Below are 17,911 nucleotides of genomic sequence, written 5' to 3' on the forward strand. Positions count from 1 at the left end.
TATGTCTACACACATAAATAAACGTTTACAGGAAATTGAAAAAGAATATAATGTAGAAATTTTGTTTGCATGTGAATCAGGGAGCCGTGCTTACGGACTGGACACGTTAGCGAGTGATTTTGACGTCCGCTTTATATATAAATATAAAGCATCACGCTATCTTCATCTCAATAGACCTCAAGAGGTCATTAATGTAGCAGAAGGCAATTATGATATGCAAGGGTGGGATTTGTACAAAACCATTTATTTGTTTACAAAATCAAACCCTTCGCTTTATGAGTGGCTATGGTCGCCTTTTGTTTATTATCAAAAGTCATCGTTTGCTGAGCCACTCCGGCAAATGATGGCTCAATCATATTCCTTAAAAGCATTGGGATATCATTATTTTAAAATTTTAACGATAAATAGTAAAAGAAATCTGACATCTTCTGTTACAATAGAGGATATAAAAGTGATGCTCCAACTGATTCGTGCATTTTTATCACTGAAAGTAGTTGTAAAGCAGCGCAGTTTCCCTGTCATTTTATTTGCCGATTTATGTAAGCAGGCAAATCTCGACGATAGGCAGCAATCCATCATTGAGCAATTTGTACAATGCAAGATAAGCGGGAAAGTCGCTTTTAATGAAAAGATGAAAAACTTTTTGGATAGCATTAAGAAAGAATCTGCAGCGATAGAAAAAAACTTAAAAGAATTACCGGAAAAGCAAATCAGTTATGAGGACATTAACTTATTTTTACTAACTCAGCATAATATAATGGAGGAACGAACATGAGTGTACATAAAGAAATTTCAGCCCATTCTAAAAAACAGCACGAATTAGTACGTGCTTTTGCCAGCTTAGAAGCTCGACGTGAGCAAGCTATTGAAGCAGCTGTGCTTCTCTGCAAAGAAGGGAAGCCCTTTTCTGTAGACGGTATTAACGCTGTAACAGCAGAAATTAATGAGCTGTCTCAAAAATATACCATCATTCCAGGCCGTAAAGTAGTGACGGAAGAAATGGTTAAAGAGTACGCAGCAAGAATATAAACGTGCTAAGCTCTGGTGTTTTTACCTTAATTTGAACAGGATATGACGTGCCGCTTGATCCATACTAATAGTGTACCAACGAGGTACAAATAGGAGGAGATAGCGATGGGTCGTCAAAAATTAGGTAATAAAAATGCGCAAGCGAATAACAATGCAAAGCATAATTATAACCAAGAGTTCTCTTCTGAGTTTAAAGCAAATCAGGCTCAAAAAGCAAAGCGTGCAAAAAGTGCAAATGACACTTATGCTGGGGAGTTTGCTTCTGAGTTCAACGTGCAACAAAACCAAAATAATTCTGTTAACAAGAAGTTAGAAGCTAATAAAAGTGCAAATAATCAATATGGACAAGAATTCGGCTCTTATGCTGAAGTTGAATCTGCCAAAATGAATAATGCTGCACAAAAAAAGCGTAAAAAATAACAGAACTGTTTCCAAAAACGCCGGGATTAGTCTGCTCTGTCAGCAGATTAGCCCGGCGTTTTTTGTTGGGCAATATTTGCTTGGGTACAAGATGTCAATCCATCACAAACTATAGATGAGGTGAAGCAATATGAATAAAGGAATTGTCATTGCTCTTTCATCAATCGGTTTAGCACAAGCTTTAAAAATCCCAATTAAAAAGTATCAAACAGGAAAATGGGATATGCGGATGATTGCTGCGTCGGGTGGAATGCCAAGCTCTCATTCAGCCGGCGTATCTTCTTTGGCTACCTATGTAGCATTAAAAAGAGGTGTTTCTACGATTGACTTTGCGTTAGCATCTGTTTTTGGAATTATTGTGATGTACGATGCACAAGGAATTCGAAGGCAGACTGGCGAAATTACTATTAAAGTGAATACGTTAGATGAAGAAATTGAAAAGCTTGCGGGTCTTCCAGACGGAGGCTTTCACGATTTGACGGAACAGCGCTTGAAAGAAATGCTTGGTCATCAGCCAGAAGAAGTGATTGGCGGAGCCATTTTAGGAGTAGCACTTGGAGCAATTGGCTATTTTTTAGAAGGGAAATCATAGTCAAATAGCCAAAAGTAAGCTAAGATAAAGAAGAACCTTTGCAAAAGGATGGGACGAAAAAGTGACAAAAACAGCTCAAACCGTTGAAGAGTATCTTCTTTATCTTGAAGAAAAAGGCTTTCATTTAGCAGAAGATGCACGTGGATTTATTTCATTTGGTCAGCAGTATACGCGTGCAGCTGACGAGATGGTCATATTTACAATTGAATGGACACTAAAAGTACAAAAAGAATTTGACGGCAGTTTTTTTGTATCGCTCCTCGAGAATTTGACATCAAATCGTATTAGCAATCAAAAACAAGCCATTCAATATTTAAAGTCATCAGGTATGATTTAAGCAGGATTACATTCCTGCTTCTTTTTGATTAATGGCTTGTCTGGCCAGCTGATCAGCACCTGCATTTTGAGAGCTAGGGATCCACTTTATAAAAAATAAATCAAATTGACTGGACAATTTGAGGGCTTCTTCCAGTAAAGGAGCAAACGCTTTATTTTTAACGTATTCTTGGTTCATTGCGCGGTCTACTAGCTGAGAGTCTGTTCGAAAAGATACGCTCGTATACTTTTTTTCTAAACAAATTTTTAATGCATGAAGAAGTGCATGGTACTCTGCTTCATGATTCGTCATTGTCCCAAGAGCAATAGCGTAACGATGATGTTCACCATTTCCTTTAATTAAAATACCAGCTCCAGAAGGACCAGGATTGCCAGCAGTGGCTCCGTCTATATAAACTTCAATCATCATACAGCCTCCTTGTTAAAACAATATAAGCTTAAACCATGTTTTTTCATCAATAGTATTGTATCATAAGTACTTCAGCTATTTTATATTAGCACGTATAAACGCTAAAATCCGCTTATTAGGTAAGAAAACTGTCATGAAAAGACATAATAGAAGATAAAATACAAAAAAGCAGAAAAAGTGTTGAATTCAAAATTGCTGATGAAAGGAATGCTCGTTATGAATTTCCAAATTGAATGGCATTATAAATCCTCGAAACATAAACAGTTAATTTTCACATCCGATTTCACAGATGCGAATGAGGCGCTAATGATTGTGGGTGATTTAGAAAAAACAGGTCGAACGAAGGAAATTTTTTTACTTGATGAGCAGCAGCAAAAATGGACTGTAAAAGAAGCGAAAAAGCTCTTACAGGAAGTACAGACAGAGCCTCACGATATTGTGGCATATTTTGACGGAGGCTATGAGCATGATACGCTTTTAGCGGGGCTTGGGGTTGTGATTTATTTTAAACAGAACAACCAGTCTTACCGAATACGACGAAACTCAAGACTGCAAGAGATAGAATCAAATAATGAGGCAGAGTATGCTGCTTTTTATTATTTAATACAAGAGCTTGAGGAACTTGGTGTTCATCATATACCGGTAACGTTTAGAGGTGACTCTCAGGTTGTATTAAATCAGCTTGCAGGGGAGTGGCCCTGTTTCGAAGAAGAGTTTAATCGGTACTTAGATCGAATAGAAGATAAAATGCAGGAACTTGGTATCCGACCGGTATATGAGCCTATTTCAAGGAAGGAAAATGAAGAGGCCGACCAGCTTGCGACTCAAGCTCTTCAAGGGATACCAATTGCTAGCAGGAAGCAAGTGTAACACACAGAACGAAATGGAGATGAACGAGAGTGGAACGTAAACAATTATTAGAAGAAGTAACGGAGTTATTGGATTACTACTGTAGTGATTGTTTTGTAAAAAAAACGTTTAACAAAGAAAAGGGCAAAACATACGCTCAGACGTTTTGTATTAAAGAGTGTACCGTAGGAGAAAAGATTAAGCAGTATGGAGATTTGCTGACTAAAAAGTAAGCGTGTATAATTTGTCGGCAGCAGCTTCATTCTATCCATATGGAGGTGTTCTTTCAATGGATAAGTTTTCAAATGAAGAAGTAACAACAGGATATAATGATTTAAAGCAAGTAGAAGTGTCCATTCAATCTGCTCAAAAGATGATTGGGACAGCTACGATGAGTATGAGTCCTCAGCAGCTTGAAGAGGCAACGAATGCGCTTAATGATGCAAAAGCACAGCTTCAATCTGCCAAAGCTCATGGCACAGGAGTAGACGAGCAATTTCTTCAGCAGTGCATGCAGTCTATTCAAACATGTGACCAGCAGCTTACTGAGGCCAAACGCTAGGTATAACAAAAAAGAGACTCGGAAAAGAGTCTCTTTTACTATAAAATAAAAAGATCTATTTATGATAGCTTAGTGACATTAGCGGCTTGTGGGCCTCTATTGCCTTCTACAATTTCAAAAGATACCTCTTGTCCTTCTTCCAAGGATTTATAACCTTCGCTTTGGATGGCAGAAAAATGTACAAATACGTCGCTTCCGCCTTCAACTTCAATAAAGCCATAGCCTTTTTCATTGTTGAACCATTTTACTTTACCATTTTGCATAACTTGAATCCCCCTAGTACTGTGCAGCATCATGCTGCTGAAACTCGAATTATCATTTCCAATAGAGGTAAATGATTGTTTATATTATATAATAAGAAGAAATAAAATTTCAATATTAAAATTTAACTTTTCTGAAAATTAAATTTTATTTAACATGGATATAGTCTATTTTTAATAAAAAAATTTCTTGTGAGATGAAAAATAACTGAAAATTTAGTTTATAATAAAAGTATAGTCAGCATAATTTTAACGCGGTGATAAGGAGTGGGTCGTGTATGTATCGTACACAAATAAATGGAAAAGAAATCATTTTGTTATTTTCAACGCTCGAAGCAGCAAAGAGCCGCAGCAGCCTAGAGAAAGAACAAATTTATAAGCGCGTATTGCATTTAAATGAGCAGCTGTTAATGTTTCAAAATGGAACAAGCTTCACCATTGGTGATCCGTTAGGATTAATTGTAGCTCAAGTGAAAAAAAGCGATTTGACAACCATATATATCGAACATATTATTGATAAACAGTTTATGTATGATGGAGATGGTCATCGAGGTGAAGTAGTGTAATAAGATGACGCCTATATATGAAGAAGCGTACGGAGATACTCGTACGCTTCTTCATATATGGGATTAAAAACATGTGTTTTTACAAGTATTAACAAGAATAAATAACAAAGTTCAATAAATTAAAGAAGAACAGTGAAACCATGAATAGCAATTACCTTTTTAGCTAAAAAATATAGATACACATCATCTTATGTAATGAGATAGTTAAGCTTTGAAATCAATGAACACGAGAAGTTTTATAAAGCTTAAATTGAAAAACGTGTGATTGTGACGTTAATTAGAAGTAAGGTTTGGAGGACGCTATGGAAAGTAGAAAAAAATTGGATTTACTTGCTCTTGCTTCTGTGCCACTTATCATGACCCTCGGAAATTCAATGTTAATTCCGGTGTTGCCGGTGATTGAAAAACGTCTACAGATAAGCTCGCTGCAGGTATCCATGATTATCACGGTCTACTCAATTTTCGCTATTTTTTTAATCCCGATTGCTGGTTATTTATCAGATCGATTTGGCCGCAAGAAAATTATTATTCCTAGTTTGCTGCTTGCTGCAGTAGGAGGGGCTTTAACAGGCTGGGCTTCATGGCAAATGGCCAATCCATTCTGGGTTATTTTAATTGGCCGCGCGATTCAAGGAATAGGTTCAGCAGGGGCTATGCCTGTTGTGATGCCTTGTGTAGGAGATATGTTCAAAGACGAGCAAGAAATTACAAAAGGACTAGGTTTAATTGAAACAGCCAATACGTTTGGGAAAGTACTAAGCCCAATACTGGGAGCTTTTTTAGCGGCTATGATTTGGTTTCTTCCTTTTTGGTTCATTCCTATTCTTTGCCTTATTTCGATTCTTTTAGTTATCTTTTTAGTAAAAGTTCCGAAAAATGATAGTTCTTCTGAATCTGAACAAAAAAAGAAAAGTATCACGCAGTTTTTGAAGGATTTGAAGAAGACGCTCAAAGAAAATATTGGATGGCTTATGGCTATTTTTATTTTAGGCGCCATTATTATGCTTGTATTATTCGGGGTTTTATTTTACCTATCGACCATACTAGAGGAGCGTTATCATATTGTGAATACGAAAAAAGGCTTGGTAATGGCTATTCCTTTGCTCGCTTTATCTATTTCTTCTTTTGTGGCGGGGAAAAAAGTTGGCAACAATAAAATCGTTATGAAGTGGTCTGCTTTTTTTGGCTTTTTATTGTTAACATGTTCTTTCATCATTTTATTTTTTAATACGTCTCTTTTTAGTATTTTACTCACTTTAGTGCTTGGTGGAATTGGAATTGGAGCAGCTCTTCCCAGTCTTGATGCACTTATTACAGAAGGAATTGAAAAGGAAGAGAGAGGAACCATTACGTCTCTTTACAGTTCGATGCGCTTTGTCGGAGTAGCAGCTGGGCCTCCTCTTTATACATTGCTTATGAAGTGGTCGGACATGGCTGTGTTCCAAACGTCTCTAGGGGTTAGTGCAGTAGGTGCCATTTTAGTTTTAAAAGCTATCAAACCAAAACCTGAAGGCGGTGTAAAACTGAAGAAAGCTGAAGTGTGATTTTACGGAGCTGTCTTATGATAAAAGACAGCTCTTTGCTATTTAAAGACCCGTCAATATGCTTAAATTTATATTGTGTCTAGAAAAAATCCTTGAAATTTCTTATACTTCAATTTATAGACAGCAGATGTAATAGTTCTTATTTTATTGAATAAGGTGGTTTTGAATTGAGTATAAATTATCAGAAATTAAAAAGCATGGTGGATCATTATCAAATATTTGATCTTGTAGCGTATATAACAGAAGAAGTACAAAGCCTTCAACCAAAGAGCCTTGCGAGGATTGTGAAAGAATGGTTGACACACTTACAAACGGAAGAAGAGCTGTACGAGCTTATCCGCTTTTGTGATGAGGCTTTATTAAATCGTTTAAGCCGAATGTTAACGACATATGGCTATCGTCGATTTGGCTCGATTCGAATGGTGACTCTTTATTGCGATGATCTCCTGCGCGAAGGCAAGATACTTGACGCTGATGATAGACTTTCTTTATTAATTTCTCAGCTGGATACGGAATCAGTTAAAAAGGAACAGCTTGAGAAAATCTATTTTTTAAAGGTAAGAATTCTTTTAGAAATGAAACAAGTGGATGAAGCTTCTAAGTGGATGAAACAAGTAACGTCACATAACCAAAAGGGTATGGCTGACAGATGGGGATATTTTTATTTGCATCTCAACGACAGAATGAAAGCTGAAGCCTGCTTAAAAGAAGGAACGGCATATAAGGAGAATGGAGATTTTTGCTATGCAATGCTAGCGGACTTATATGCGTACGAAGGGAAGCATGAACAAGCGCTTGAAACAATTAACGAGGCTATTGTTCGCTATCCACAGCTTCCGTCTTTATATATGGATAAAGTGATGCGATTAAAAGATTTAAAAGAGTATTCTCTCTTGCTTGAAACGATTGAATTTATCGACTCAAAGTTACCCTATCACGATTATCAAGATTTTTTTACGCTGCTGCGCGCCGACATTTATTTTGAACAGCAGCAGCAATCTCAGCTTATGCATCTGCTCTCGACCAAGCGATGTTTAAAAGATTCACCTTATCAAAAATTAATCGGAAAGCATACAGACGATAAATTCAGTACAATCAAGCTTCCGATTGTACCCATCGTTCAAAAAGATAATTATTGCGTGCCAGCCAGTATGAGTATGATGTTAAGGCTTTTACATACCGAAAAAACACAGGATGAGATTGGAACGCGTATTTACGGCGGCTTAGGATCCAAATTATCAACTGCGGTGAGCTACTTTGAATCTCTTGGCTTTGCAGCGATGTTTTTCACAGGCACAGTTGAACAGTTTAAAGAACTATTAGACAAAGGGCTGCCTATTTTGGTCAGTCTGGAATTTGAACAAGCTTCCCACGTTCAAGTTGTATTTGGCTACGATGATGAACTTGAACTTTTCCATGTACAAGATGCTAATTTTCTAAGTCCAACATATGTAGAATATAAAAATTTTGATCAGCATTACGCTAATTCGGGGTTTTTATCAATTGTTGCTTCTAAAGCGGCAGCGGATCTCGCTTCACTTTCTAAAGAGCAAGATGAGTTTATCCGTCAGCTGTATGACTTAATCGAACTAGTTGAAGCGGATGAAGAGGCCCACATTAACGATCTCGTTTCTTTATTAAAAGCAAATGAGCATGTTCCATTTTCCGCTATTTACAGTATGAAGCATTTATACAGAAAAGAGCATGAAGCCTATATTCGTACGTGTATTAATCATGTGTTAGAGAAATATAGCAATCATGATTATCTTAAGCTTCACGCCGCATATGCCTTTTTTAAACTTGACGACAGTAAGGGAGCATCTTCCTTGTTACACCACATAGATAACAAAAAGCATAGCTCTTTTTATCACTATCTTAAAGGAAGAATTGCGCTGGATGAAGAGAAATATGATGAGGCTGTTGAAGCACTGCGCAGCTCGCTGCAATTAGACGTAGAGCAGCATTTGAACTGGAGCTATCTAGCACTTGCATACATGTACCAGGGAAACCTCGAAAAGGCTTTTGAATGCTCGACTATTTCCTTAAATATGTATAGTGATGAATCTTATACACAAATCAATCACGGACTTATTTTAATGGAGAAAGAAAGATACGCAGAAGCCAGAAATCTTTTCGACGCGTTATTAAAGGAAAACCCAAAAGATGCGCACAGCTGGTTTGAAAGAGCCCGTTGTGATGAACATTTAAAAAAGTTTCGTAAAGCTTACCGGGGGTTTCAAGTAGCTAAACAGCTTTTGCCGACTGTTCCTTATCCATATCTTTCGATAGCTGATTTGCTACAATATCAACTAGAAAAAACGGACGAAGCTGAAAGCTATCTCAAAGAAGGCATGAAGCATCTACCGGGCGACATGACAATTCGAGGAAGACTAGGCGATTTATACGTCGCGAATCAAAGGTACGAAGAAGCTATTGCTCTGTATAAAGAAGGCTTAAAAATAGAGGAAGATGCCCTTATGTATTTGGGGTTATCTTATGCGTATTTAGAAACAGGTGAACATTTAACGGCCGTTGATACGCTCACGCTTATTGCGCAGAAGTTTTCATCGAACAGCGACGTCATGTTGGATGCAGGCAGCATGCTTTTAGATGCAGCAAAACAAAAGGAGCTAGACAATCAAACGTTAGAGTTTGGATTTGCTCTTTATGAAGAAGGAATTCATTTTGCTCAAACAGCGTTAGATGAAGTGTTAGAAGCATATACGGGTTATTTAGAAGACACGGCGTTATTGACTCGTGGAATTAAGTTTTTAACTGCAGAACATCAAGAGCACCCTAATGAGATTTTGTACATGTGCTATTTAGGCATATTATACGAACAGGTCAAGCAGCTAACAAAAAGTGAGAAGCTTTATCATCAAGCGCTTCGTATCAAGCAAGATGCTTTGCCATATTATCGGTTAGGTGAAATATATCAATCAATGAATCGCATCACTGAAGCAAAAGAGGCCTTCCAAAAGTGCTTAACTCTTGATAAAACATTTGAAGCCGCTTGTATGAAGCTTGCCGAAATGGCTTGTGAAGAACAAAATCGAACGGCTGAAAGAAATTGGCTGCTTCAATGGATACAGCTGAATCCTATGGAAGTAAACGTTGAGCACGTAGCTTCACTTTGTGAAACAGAGAAAGAGTATGAAGAGCTGTTAGAGGTATTAAAGAGCGTAGAGGAAATTGTGCTACCTCAATGGCTCGCTGACAGCCAGGCTCATGTGTATCGTCTAAAAGGAGACATTTCACAGGCTGAAGCGTATCTAGAGAAGGCTCTTGAACTAGATCCACAGAATCCTGCTATTCGCCATCATCAGGCAAAATGGCTCATCATGGAACAGAGATATGAAGAAGCTAGAAAAGTTCTTACAGAGTTGCTAAGTGAGGATCCGGAAGATTACGCTCTATTTCAAACATTCATGTCTAGCTTTCCAAATGGAAAAAAACTGTCCGGGCTTACGGCAGATTTAAAAAAGATAAAAATGGAAAAACAAAGCAAAAGTTTGTTATTTAAAAACGCAGCCGAGGCTTTAAATGAGTATGCCGATTCGGTCGTAGAAGAGCAGCAAGGATCTATCTTCAAACGAAGCTTAGCAAAATTCAAAGCAAAAGCAAAAACGGTTACGCTGCTTGGCTTAACGATTGAATTGTATGAACTTGCCATAAAAACGGATCGAAATAATAAAGAGGCTGTGCATGCATTTGCGGCTTTTTACGAAGAGAAAGGGTTGATTGAAGATAGCATCACCGTGCTGAAAAAATCGCTGCATCAAAGCTGGGATTTTGATGTTGCCTATCATTTAGCCAATATACTCGTTAATATCCAAGAAAATGAACAGGCTGCACATGAAGCGCTAAACTTAGTTCAAAAACTTCTCAAACAGCAGCCAAATCATATAGATTTGCAGATATACCGAGCATTTATTTTGAGTAACCTTGAAGAGGTAGAAAAATCAGAGGCTGCTTTTCAAGAATTACTTCAGCAGGAGATTTATCAGCCTGACATATATGCAGGACTAGCAAAACTGTATAATAAAACGGAACGTTATCATGAAACTGTTCAGCTTCTTCAAAAAGCAATTGAACAGCATCAAGAGTATGAAGGAATGTATACCGATTTAGGTATCGCGTATCATTTAGAAGGTGAAACAGAAGCAGCAGCTTCGCTTATGATAACCAGAGTAGAAAGCGGAGACGAAGATCTTTTTATTCGCTATAACTTGGCATGCTACCTAGCTGTTCTTGGAAAAACTGCCTCTGCTCAGGAAGAGTTGGATTATGTTTTAGCGCACGATGAAACGGGAGAATTTTATGAAATGGCTATGGAAGACGATGAACTAAAAGGATTAACGGTAAAAAGGTAAAAAAAGAAGCTGAGTTTCAGCTTCTTTTTTTTATCCATCTTTTGCATCTTGTCTTTTCAACGAAAGTGATTCGAAAATTTCCAGTGCAAGAATGATAATGGTACCAAGAACTAATCCATTGCTTAAAAACGTAGTAATTAAAGGAGGAAGTGTTGAAAAAGCTTGAGAAGGCAAAAATATAACCCCTATCCCCGACAGCAGCGCAATACCTGCTTTTTTCATTGCTTTTTCGGGCTGTTTGGCATGCTTGAATTCTCCAATTCCAAGAGCCATCATACCTGTAAAAACAGGAAAGATTGCCGCGTATCCGACGGCAGGAGGAAGAGCGGACATAATGGATGTTAAAGGGGTAAAGATACTCAGAAAAAGCAAAAGACACGATGCTACAATAAAAGGAACTCGGCTATAAATATTTGTAGCTGAAATAAATCCACCGGAACCTGAAATAGGAACGGCACCGACACCTGAAAACAATCCTCCAAGCAGCTGGCTTATACCCGAAACCATCCCGGAACGTTTAATATTGTCTTTTTCAATTTTTTCTCCTTTGTGTTTATAAACAGACTCAACAACACGAATAGAAGCGAGCATGTTTGTAATTAAAATGAGTGTTACAAAAAAAGCAGTAACAACCATATTCCATTCAACGCGAGGAGCTCCGAATACAAACACTTTAGGTATGTAAAATAACTGCGCCTGAAATTCGATAGGTTTAGCTAACCCTAACATTGCAAATACTCCCCAGCCTACACCAATACTAATAATAATGCTGAGTTTATTTAACGTCCGGTGTGATAATAAATAAAAAGTCAGCAGCAAAATCGCAGCTGAAGTCAGCGCAATTGGAAGTTTAATAGCTGAATTCGTTTCTGTAATGCCAAACATTCCTTTTAAAAAGGAACCGCTGAGCTGCGTCACTAATAAAATTAAATATGTACCGGTAACCGTTGGAGTAAAGTATTTTGCTAGTTTATCAATGAGACCAAACAGGCTCATTAAAATAGCAATTATCCCGCTTATAAGAAGGGTGAACTGCAGCACGCGAAGCGTTTCGGAGTGAGAACCAAACAGAACGGTTCCAAGACTCGCATACAGAGAAAAGACGCCCCACCAAACGCCAGCTGGCCCTTCCATGATTGGGTATTTATGCCCTATAAATACCTGCAAGAGCCCGGATAAAGCCAAAATAAATAACGTTCGCTGTAAAAATTGAATAGAATCTGCTGCGTTTAAATGAAACTGAGAAGCAATTACAATAGGAACAATCATACTATTAGAAATCATAAATAAAAACCATTGTAGCGAAGCAATGGAAACTCGAAACATTCTTAACACCTCAATTAATGCCGACGAGCGGCTGAATGAACCAACAGGTTGCTCTATTATTTTACCATGGGATTTCCAATTTGTAAGCGATATCTTGTTAAAAGGATGACGAGTAAAATGTCAAAAGATTCAATATATTGTTGTAAAAAGAAGAAAGATAATTTATAATTTTCTTACAATTATAAATTATAAACATAAGAATAATTTATAATGAACTGACTAACAGTCAAGGAAGGAGGAGGGATAAGACAAATGAAACTATACCTGTCGGTTGATATGGAAGGAATTACGGGACTCGTCGATCACACAAATGTTCTGCGAGAGAAAGAGAATTATGAAAGAAGCCGCAAAATAATGACGGATGAAGCGAATGCAGTCATTTATGCAGGGTTTAGAGAAAAGTGCTCAGAAGTTGTGGTAAATGACAGTCATTCGAGTATGAATAATCTCCTTGTTGAACGGCTTCATCCAGAAACTCAGCTTATTTCAGGAAGCGTAAAACCATATTCAATGGTACAGGGATTAGATCAGACTTTTGATGGTGCTATATTTCTAGGGTATCATGCTAAAGCATCCATGCCTGGTGTCATGTCTCATTCAATGATATTTGGTGCTCGCAATATGTACATAGACGATATGAATATTGGAGAGTTAGGCTTCAACGCATACGTCGCAGGCTATTACGGCGTGCCAGTTTTAATGGTAGCTGGTGATGACCAAACGGCGCTGGAAGCACAGCAGCTTATTCCAAACGTGACGACTGCTATCGTCAAACAGGCCATTTCACGTTCTGCAGCCAAAACATTAACCCCTAAGAAAGCAGAACAATTACTTCAAGAAAAAACAGCCGCAGCTATTCAGCACAAACACCTTGTTAAACCTTTAATTCCACCTAAACACCCAACCTTACGAATAGAATTTGCAAATTATGGTCAAGCAGAGTGGGCGCATTTAATGCCGGGCACAGAAATTGAACCTGGAACGACGACCGTTCGGTTTCAAGCAAAAGATATTTTAGAAGCTTATCAGGCCATGCTTGTTATGACTGAATTAGCTACGCGCACAACATTCTGTTAGAAGGTGGGATAAAGGTGAAAAGTTATATTTTAAAGCGATTTTTATCCATGCTTGTTACGCTGTGGGTAATTGTGACCTTAACCTTCTTTTTAATGCATTCGATTCCTGGATCTCCATTTAATGAAGAACGAGCGACAAGCGATGCAGTTCAAAAAAACCTGGAATCATTTTATCACTTAGATGAGCCGCTGGTTGTGCAATATGTTCTTTATTTGAAATCCATTGTTACCTTTGACTTTGGTCCTTCTATTAAACAGCCGTCTCAAACGGTTAACGACCTTTTAGGAAGAGGGTTTCCCGTGTCATTTGAACTTGGAATGGTGACGTTAATTCTTGCGGTGATTTCCGGTATTACACTAGGCATTATCGCTGCTCTTAGAAGAAACGGAATAATTGATTACATTGCGATGAGCATAGCAGTTATCGGATTGTCGGTTCCAAATTTTGTTATGGCCACCTTGTTAATTCAACAGCTTTCTGTCAATTTAAAAATTTTACCCGCTGCTACGTGGACGAGCCCTTTACATATGATTCTTCCGACTCTAGCTCTTGCCACAGGTCCTATGGCTATTATTGCACGTTTGACTCGCTCAAGCATGATAGAAGTACTGACTCAAGATTATATTCGAACAGCGCGTGCAAAAGGGCTTTCGCCAATGAAAATTGTATTTAAACACGCGCTTAGAAATGCTTTAATGCCTGTTATAACAGTTCTTGGAACGATTGCAGCCAGCGTATTAACTGGCACATTTGTTATTGAACAAGTCTTTGCTATTCCTGGCATGGGGAAATATTTTGTGGACAGTATTAATACGAGAGACTACCCCGTAATTATGGGCACTACGGTCTTTTACAGTTCGATTCTCATCATTATGCTTTTTTTAGTAGACATTGCTTACGGAATACTTGATCCACGAATCAAACTGTATAAGAAGGAGGGATAACGTGCTGGAAAAACAGGAGTATAAGCAAATTCCTGATGAGTGGTTTACGCCAAAGAAAAAAAAGAAATCTGAAGCCGAAGCAGTTGTAAGGCCGAGTCTTTCTTATTGGCATGATGCATGGCGCAGGCTTGTAAAAAACAAGTTGGCCATGCTGGGTCTCTTTTTTTTAGTCATCGTCGTTGTGATGGCTATATTCGGTCCTATGTTTTCACCCTACAGCGTAACGAAAGCCTCTTTTACAGAGCAAAACCTTCCTCCTTCAGCTAGTCATTGGTTTGGAACGGATGACTTAGGCAGAGATATGTACACTCGGACATGGTACGGGGCTAGAATCTCCTTATTTGTAGGGCTGATGGCAGCGCTTATTGATTTTATCATCGGTGTCATTTACGGGGGCTTCTCAGGCTATAAAGGAGGAAAAACAGATAATGTCATGATGCGCGTAATTGAAATTTTATACGGTCTTCCTTATTTATTGGTGGTAATTTTACTAATGGTAGTCATGGGACCCGGGCTTTCTACGATTATTGTGGCACTTTCCGTTACAGGTTGGATCGGGATGGCGAGAATTGTACGGGGGCAAGTATTGCAAATAAAAAACTATGAATACGTGCTTGCATCCAAAACGTTTGGAACAAAAACAAGCCGTATCATTAAGCGAAACCTGCTTCCAAATACGATGGGACCGATTATCGTTCAAATGACACTAACCGTACCAACTGCCATTTTTGCTGAAGCTTTTTTAAGCTTTTTAGGGCTGGGTGTACAGGCTCCTTATGCGAGCTGGGGAGTAATGGCAAACGATGGTTTATCAACGATTCTATCAGGCTATTGGTGGCGTTTGTTTTTTCCCGCGTTTTTTATTTCTCTTACCATGTTTGCTTTTAATGTCCTTGGAGACGGACTGCAAGATGCACTTGATCCGAAATTAAGGAGGTAAGCAAATGGAAAAAATAATCCGAATCAAAAACTTACACGTACAGTTTTCAACTTACGGAGGGCAAGTTCAAGCTGTAAGAGGCGTTAGTTTTGATTTACATAAAGGAGAAACCCTAGCGATTGTAGGAGAGTCAGGTTGCGGAAAAAGCGTAACATCTCAAAGTATCATGAGGTTAATTCCAACACCTCCGGGCAGGATCACAAGCGGCTCTATTTTATTTAAAGACCAGGATTTAACAAAACTATCAGAAAAGAAAATGCGAGACATTCGAGGCGCTGATATTTCGATGATTTTTCAGGATCCTATGACTGCGCTTAATCCAACTCTTCGCGTAGGTGAGCAAATTGCAGAAAATATTATGCAACATGAAAACATTTCAAAAGAAAAAGCCAAAGAAAAAGCATTTGAAATGCTGGAGCTAGTCGGAATTCCAAATCCTAAAGAACGCCTAAAGCAATATCCTCATGAATTTAGCGGGGGAATGAGACAGCGTATTGTCATTGCAATGGCCCTTGTATGCAACCCCGAAGTGCTAATTGCTGATGAACCTACCACAGCCCTTGACGTCACAATACAGGCGCAGATTTTAGAATTATTTAAGGATATTCAGCAGAAAACGGATGTCTCCATTGTTTTAATTACCCATGATTTAGGTGTAGTTGCTCAGGTAGCTGACCGTGTTGCCGTAATGTATGCAGGAAAGATTGTAGAAATTGGAACAAGAAGAGACATCTTTTATACGCCGCAGCATCCGTATACAAAAGGATTGCTGCGTTCAGTTCCTCGGTTAGATCTATACGAAAGTGAGCTTGTGCCTATTGCAGGCTCACCTCCCGATTTATTTGCACCTCCATCTGGATGTTCGTTCGCACCTCGCTGTCCTTACGTAATGGAAGTGTGTGATCGCATGTATCCTACGTCGACAAAGCTGAAAGAAAGTCACCAAGTGCACTGCTGGCTTCAAGATGAGAGAGCCCAAAAATTTGTAACAACTATAAGCTAGATTTATAGATGAATAGCGAACTTATGAAAGAGGGGAAAATGATGAAAAAAATAGGGTCTTTACTAATGATGTGTGTACTTATATTTGCACTTGCTGCCTGTACGGCCACAAAAGATTCAGGCGCGGAGCCAGAAAAGAAAAGCAGTACAGCAAAAGAAGACGGTAAGGTCCTTTATATGAATAATGGCGCAGAACCTACGTCTTTTGATCCGCCTATTGGGTTTGATTCATATTCATGGAATATGCTTAATAACTTAATGGAGGGGCTGACTCGTTTAGGAAAAAGCGATGAGCCTGAAGGAGCAATGGCCGAGAAATGGGATATTTCTGACGATAAAAAAGTCTATACATTTCATTTGCGAAAAGATGCTAAATGGTCAAATGGAGATGACGTAAAAGCAAGTGATTTTGTGTTTGCATGGAAGAGGCTGTTAGATCCTAAGACTGGTTCTCCAGCGGCGTTTTTAGGCTATTTCATTCAAGGTGGAGAAGAATTTAATACGGGTAAAGGCAGCGCTGATCAAGTAGGAGTCAAAGCGCTAGATGACAAAACTTTTGAAGTTACGCTTAAAAGTCCGCAAGCCTATTTCTTAAGCGTAGTTTCCAATCCAGCGTTTTTTCCAATTAATGAAAAAGTAGCAACAAAAAATCCAAAATGGTTTGCAGAAGCAGATTCGTTTGTTGCTAATGGTCCTTTCAAATTAACTCAATGGAAGCATAACAGTAATCTAGTAATGGAAAGAAACGATCAGTACTGGGATGCTAAAAATGTAAAGCTCGATAAGGTAAAATGGGCAATTGTTGAAAATACAAACACAGAATACCAAATGTATCAAAATGGAGAACTAGATGTTTCTGAAATTCCATCGGATTTAAGTGAAAAGCTGTTGAAAGATGGAGATGTTCATATCGAAGACCAAGCGGGAACTTACTTCTATCGCTTTAACTTAGATAAAGAGCCCTTTCAAAACAAAAATATCCGTAAAGCATTCGCAATGGCTGTAGATCAAGATCAAATTGTTAATTTTGTTACAAAAAATAAAGAAAAACCAGCTCGCGGGTTTGTATCATATGGATTTAAAGATGCAGATGGAAAGGATTTCCGTAAAACGGGCGGCGACTTACTAAAAACAGATGGCAAAGAAGCAAAAGCACTTCTGAAAAAAGGAATGAAAGAAGAAGGATATAAAAAGTTGCCAGCTATTACGCTAACATACAGTACAGACGATACACATAAAAAAATAGCAGAAGCACTTCAGCAAATGTTCAAAGAAAATCTAGGTGTAGATGTGAAGCTTGCCAATATGGAATGGAATGTTTTCCAAGAAGAACAAAAAGCGTTAAAGTTTCAGCTGTCACGAAGTTCGTTTTTAGCTGATTATGCAGATCCAATCAACTTTTTAGAGAGCTTCCAGACGGGTCATTCAATGAACCGTACAGCTTGGAGCAATAAAGAATATGATAAGTTAATTAAACAAGCTATGAACGAAACTGATAATAAAAAACGTTTTGAGCTTATGTATAAAGCAGAAGGTATTTTATTTGATGAGATGCCGATCATTCCTATTCATTTCTACAACTATGTGTTTTTAATAAAAGATAACGTATCTGGAATTGTTCGTCATCCTGTTGGCTATTTAGATTTGAAGTGGGCAGATAAACAGTAAAGTGGAACTTTTCG

At 38.2% G+C, this 17,911-nt stretch carries 19 protein-coding genes; 16 read left to right on the forward strand and 3 right to left on the reverse strand.

Going from position 1 to position 17,911, the window contains the following annotated elements; all coding sequences use genetic code 11:
- The first annotated feature begins 1 nt into the window (after position 1).
- From AC1VNJ_RS16090 to AC1VNJ_RS16110, 5 genes are all read left to right on the forward strand, one after another.
- Entirely contained in the window at positions 2–775 is a 774-nt protein-coding gene (locus AC1VNJ_RS16090) for a nucleotidyltransferase domain-containing protein (RefSeq protein ID WP_033578452.1), read from the forward strand.
- Positions 772–1,029 carry a DUF2533 family protein gene (locus AC1VNJ_RS16095; protein WP_182029438.1) on the forward strand — a complete coding sequence of 86 codons (258 nt, stop codon included), beginning with the start codon at positions 772–774 and terminating at the stop codon, positions 1,027–1,029. The genes AC1VNJ_RS16090 and AC1VNJ_RS16095 overlap by 4 nt, the downstream gene beginning before the upstream one ends.
- Before the next feature lie 105 nt (positions 1,030–1,134).
- Positions 1,135–1,449, forward strand: coding sequence for a hypothetical protein (locus tag AC1VNJ_RS16100; RefSeq protein WP_013056168.1), 315 nt, complete (start codon positions 1,135–1,137; stop codon positions 1,447–1,449).
- 130 nt (positions 1,450–1,579) lie between these two features.
- A complete protein-coding gene (locus AC1VNJ_RS16105; protein WP_013056169.1) occupies positions 1,580–2,041 on the forward strand; it encodes a divergent PAP2 family protein in 462 nt (153 codons plus the stop codon).
- 61 nt (positions 2,042–2,102) lie between these two features.
- Positions 2,103–2,378, forward strand: coding sequence for a DUF6123 family protein (locus tag AC1VNJ_RS16110; RefSeq protein ID WP_013082383.1), 276 nt, complete (start codon positions 2,103–2,105; stop codon positions 2,376–2,378).
- A 6-nt stretch (positions 2,379–2,384) separates the two neighbouring features.
- Here AC1VNJ_RS16110 and AC1VNJ_RS16115 read toward each other — a convergent pair whose 3' ends face one another.
- Complete coding sequence (locus AC1VNJ_RS16115) at positions 2,385–2,783, reverse strand: reverse transcriptase-like protein (RefSeq protein ID WP_033578453.1); 399 nt, start codon at positions 2,781–2,783, stop codon at positions 2,385–2,387.
- Positions 2,784–3,002: 219 nt separating this feature from the next.
- Between AC1VNJ_RS16115 and AC1VNJ_RS16120 the strand changes: the two genes are divergently transcribed.
- From AC1VNJ_RS16120 to AC1VNJ_RS16130, 3 genes are read left to right on the forward strand one after another with little or no spacing between them, the layout of a single operon-like run.
- Positions 3,003–3,656: a ribonuclease H family protein gene (locus AC1VNJ_RS16120; RefSeq protein WP_028414031.1), complete on the forward strand. Its 654-nt coding sequence runs from the start codon at positions 3,003–3,005 to the stop codon at positions 3,654–3,656.
- A gap of 29 nt (positions 3,657–3,685) precedes the next feature.
- Positions 3,686–3,868, forward strand: coding sequence for a zinc-finger domain-containing protein (locus AC1VNJ_RS16125; RefSeq protein WP_013056173.1), 183 nt, complete (start codon positions 3,686–3,688; stop codon positions 3,866–3,868).
- 56 nt (positions 3,869–3,924) lie between these two features.
- A complete protein-coding gene (locus AC1VNJ_RS16130; RefSeq protein WP_028414030.1) occupies positions 3,925–4,197 on the forward strand; it encodes a DUF2564 family protein in 273 nt (90 codons plus the stop codon).
- Positions 4,198–4,256: 59 nt separating this feature from the next.
- On the opposite strand, the gene cspD is transcribed toward AC1VNJ_RS16130, so the two are convergent.
- The gene (cspD, locus tag AC1VNJ_RS16135) at positions 4,257–4,460 is read right to left on the reverse strand and encodes a cold-shock protein CspD (protein WP_013056175.1); all 204 of its coding nucleotides are present in this window, start codon (positions 4,458–4,460) and stop codon (positions 4,257–4,259) included.
- 275 nt (positions 4,461–4,735) lie between these two features.
- Between cspD and AC1VNJ_RS16140 the strand changes: the two genes are divergently transcribed.
- The 3 genes from AC1VNJ_RS16140 to AC1VNJ_RS16150 all read left to right on the forward strand — a co-directional run bounded on the left by AC1VNJ_RS16140 (position 4,736) and on the right by AC1VNJ_RS16150 (position 10,940).
- On the forward strand, positions 4,736–5,023 hold the full coding sequence (locus AC1VNJ_RS16140) for a hypothetical protein (RefSeq protein ID WP_028414029.1): 288 nt from the start codon (positions 4,736–4,738) through the stop codon (positions 5,021–5,023).
- 302 nt (positions 5,024–5,325) lie between these two features.
- A complete protein-coding gene (gene bcbE, locus AC1VNJ_RS16145; RefSeq protein WP_028414028.1) occupies positions 5,326–6,567 on the forward strand; it encodes a bacillibactin exporter BcbE in 1,242 nt (413 codons plus the stop codon).
- A gap of 167 nt (positions 6,568–6,734) precedes the next feature.
- On the forward strand, positions 6,735–10,940 hold the full coding sequence (locus AC1VNJ_RS16150; protein ID WP_482641046.1) for a tetratricopeptide repeat protein: 4,206 nt from the start codon (positions 6,735–6,737) through the stop codon (positions 10,938–10,940).
- A gap of 30 nt (positions 10,941–10,970) precedes the next feature.
- Here AC1VNJ_RS16150 and AC1VNJ_RS16155 read toward each other — a convergent pair whose 3' ends face one another.
- Entirely contained in the window at positions 10,971–12,266 is a 1,296-nt protein-coding gene (locus tag AC1VNJ_RS16155) for a purine/pyrimidine permease (protein ID WP_482641047.1), read from the reverse strand.
- 252 nt (positions 12,267–12,518) lie between these two features.
- On the opposite strand from AC1VNJ_RS16155, the gene AC1VNJ_RS16160 reads away from it, so the two are divergent.
- From AC1VNJ_RS16160 to AC1VNJ_RS16180, 5 genes are read left to right on the forward strand one after another with little or no spacing between them, the layout of a single operon-like run.
- Complete coding sequence (locus AC1VNJ_RS16160) at positions 12,519–13,343, forward strand: M55 family metallopeptidase (RefSeq protein WP_033578456.1); 825 nt, start codon at positions 12,519–12,521, stop codon at positions 13,341–13,343.
- 14 nt (positions 13,344–13,357) lie between these two features.
- Complete coding sequence (locus AC1VNJ_RS16165; RefSeq protein ID WP_155010275.1) at positions 13,358–14,287, forward strand: ABC transporter permease; 930 nt, start codon at positions 13,358–13,360, stop codon at positions 14,285–14,287.
- Complete coding sequence (locus tag AC1VNJ_RS16170) at positions 14,271–15,227, forward strand: ABC transporter permease (protein ID WP_430066550.1); 957 nt, start codon at positions 14,271–14,273, stop codon at positions 15,225–15,227. The genes AC1VNJ_RS16165 and AC1VNJ_RS16170 overlap by 17 nt, the downstream gene beginning before the upstream one ends.
- A gap of 4 nt (positions 15,228–15,231) precedes the next feature.
- Positions 15,232–16,230 (forward strand): ABC transporter ATP-binding protein, encoded by a 999-nt coding sequence (locus tag AC1VNJ_RS16175; RefSeq protein ID WP_028414022.1) that lies wholly within the window; start codon positions 15,232–15,234, stop codon positions 16,228–16,230.
- A 23-nt stretch (positions 16,231–16,253) separates the two neighbouring features.
- Positions 16,254–17,897 (forward strand): peptide ABC transporter substrate-binding protein, encoded by a 1,644-nt coding sequence (locus AC1VNJ_RS16180; protein ID WP_033578457.1) that lies wholly within the window; start codon positions 16,254–16,256, stop codon positions 17,895–17,897.
- Positions 17,898–17,911: the final 14 nt, after the last annotated feature.

This window comes from Priestia sp. 3CA3 (assembly GCF_056836725.1).

Coding starts and splice junctions, on each gene's coding strand:
- AC1VNJ_RS16175 (WP_028414022.1), top strand. CDS start 15,232: ATGGAAAAAATAATCCGAATCAAAAACTTACACGTACAGTTTTCAACT.
- AC1VNJ_RS16130 (WP_028414030.1), top strand. CDS start 3,925: ATGGATAAGTTTTCAAATGAAGAAGTAACAACAGGATATAATGATTTA.
- AC1VNJ_RS16160 (WP_033578456.1), top strand. CDS start 12,519: ATGAAACTATACCTGTCGGTTGATATGGAAGGAATTACGGGACTCGTC.
- AC1VNJ_RS16140 (WP_028414029.1), top strand. CDS start 4,736: ATGTATCGTACACAAATAAATGGAAAAGAAATCATTTTGTTATTTTCA.
- bcbE (WP_028414028.1), top strand. CDS start 5,326: ATGGAAAGTAGAAAAAAATTGGATTTACTTGCTCTTGCTTCTGTGCCA.
- AC1VNJ_RS16115 (WP_033578453.1), bottom strand. CDS start 2,783: ATGATTGAAGTTTATATAGACGGAGCCACTGCTGGCAATCCTGGTCCT.
- AC1VNJ_RS16100 (WP_013056168.1), top strand. CDS start 1,135: ATGGGTCGTCAAAAATTAGGTAATAAAAATGCGCAAGCGAATAACAAT.
- AC1VNJ_RS16120 (WP_028414031.1), top strand. CDS start 3,003: ATGAATTTCCAAATTGAATGGCATTATAAATCCTCGAAACATAAACAG.
- AC1VNJ_RS16090 (WP_033578452.1), top strand. CDS start 2: ATGTCTACACACATAAATAAACGTTTACAGGAAATTGAAAAAGAATAT.
- AC1VNJ_RS16180 (WP_033578457.1), top strand. CDS start 16,254: ATGAAAGAGGGGAAAATGATGAAAAAAATAGGGTCTTTACTAATGATG.
- AC1VNJ_RS16105 (WP_013056169.1), top strand. CDS start 1,580: ATGAATAAAGGAATTGTCATTGCTCTTTCATCAATCGGTTTAGCACAA.
- AC1VNJ_RS16155 (WP_482641047.1), bottom strand. CDS start 12,266: ATGTTTCGAGTTTCCATTGCTTCGCTACAATGGTTTTTATTTATGATT.
- cspD (WP_013056175.1), bottom strand. CDS start 4,460: ATGCAAAATGGTAAAGTAAAATGGTTCAACAATGAAAAAGGCTATGGC.
- AC1VNJ_RS16095 (WP_182029438.1), top strand. CDS start 772: ATGAGTGTACATAAAGAAATTTCAGCCCATTCTAAAAAACAGCACGAA.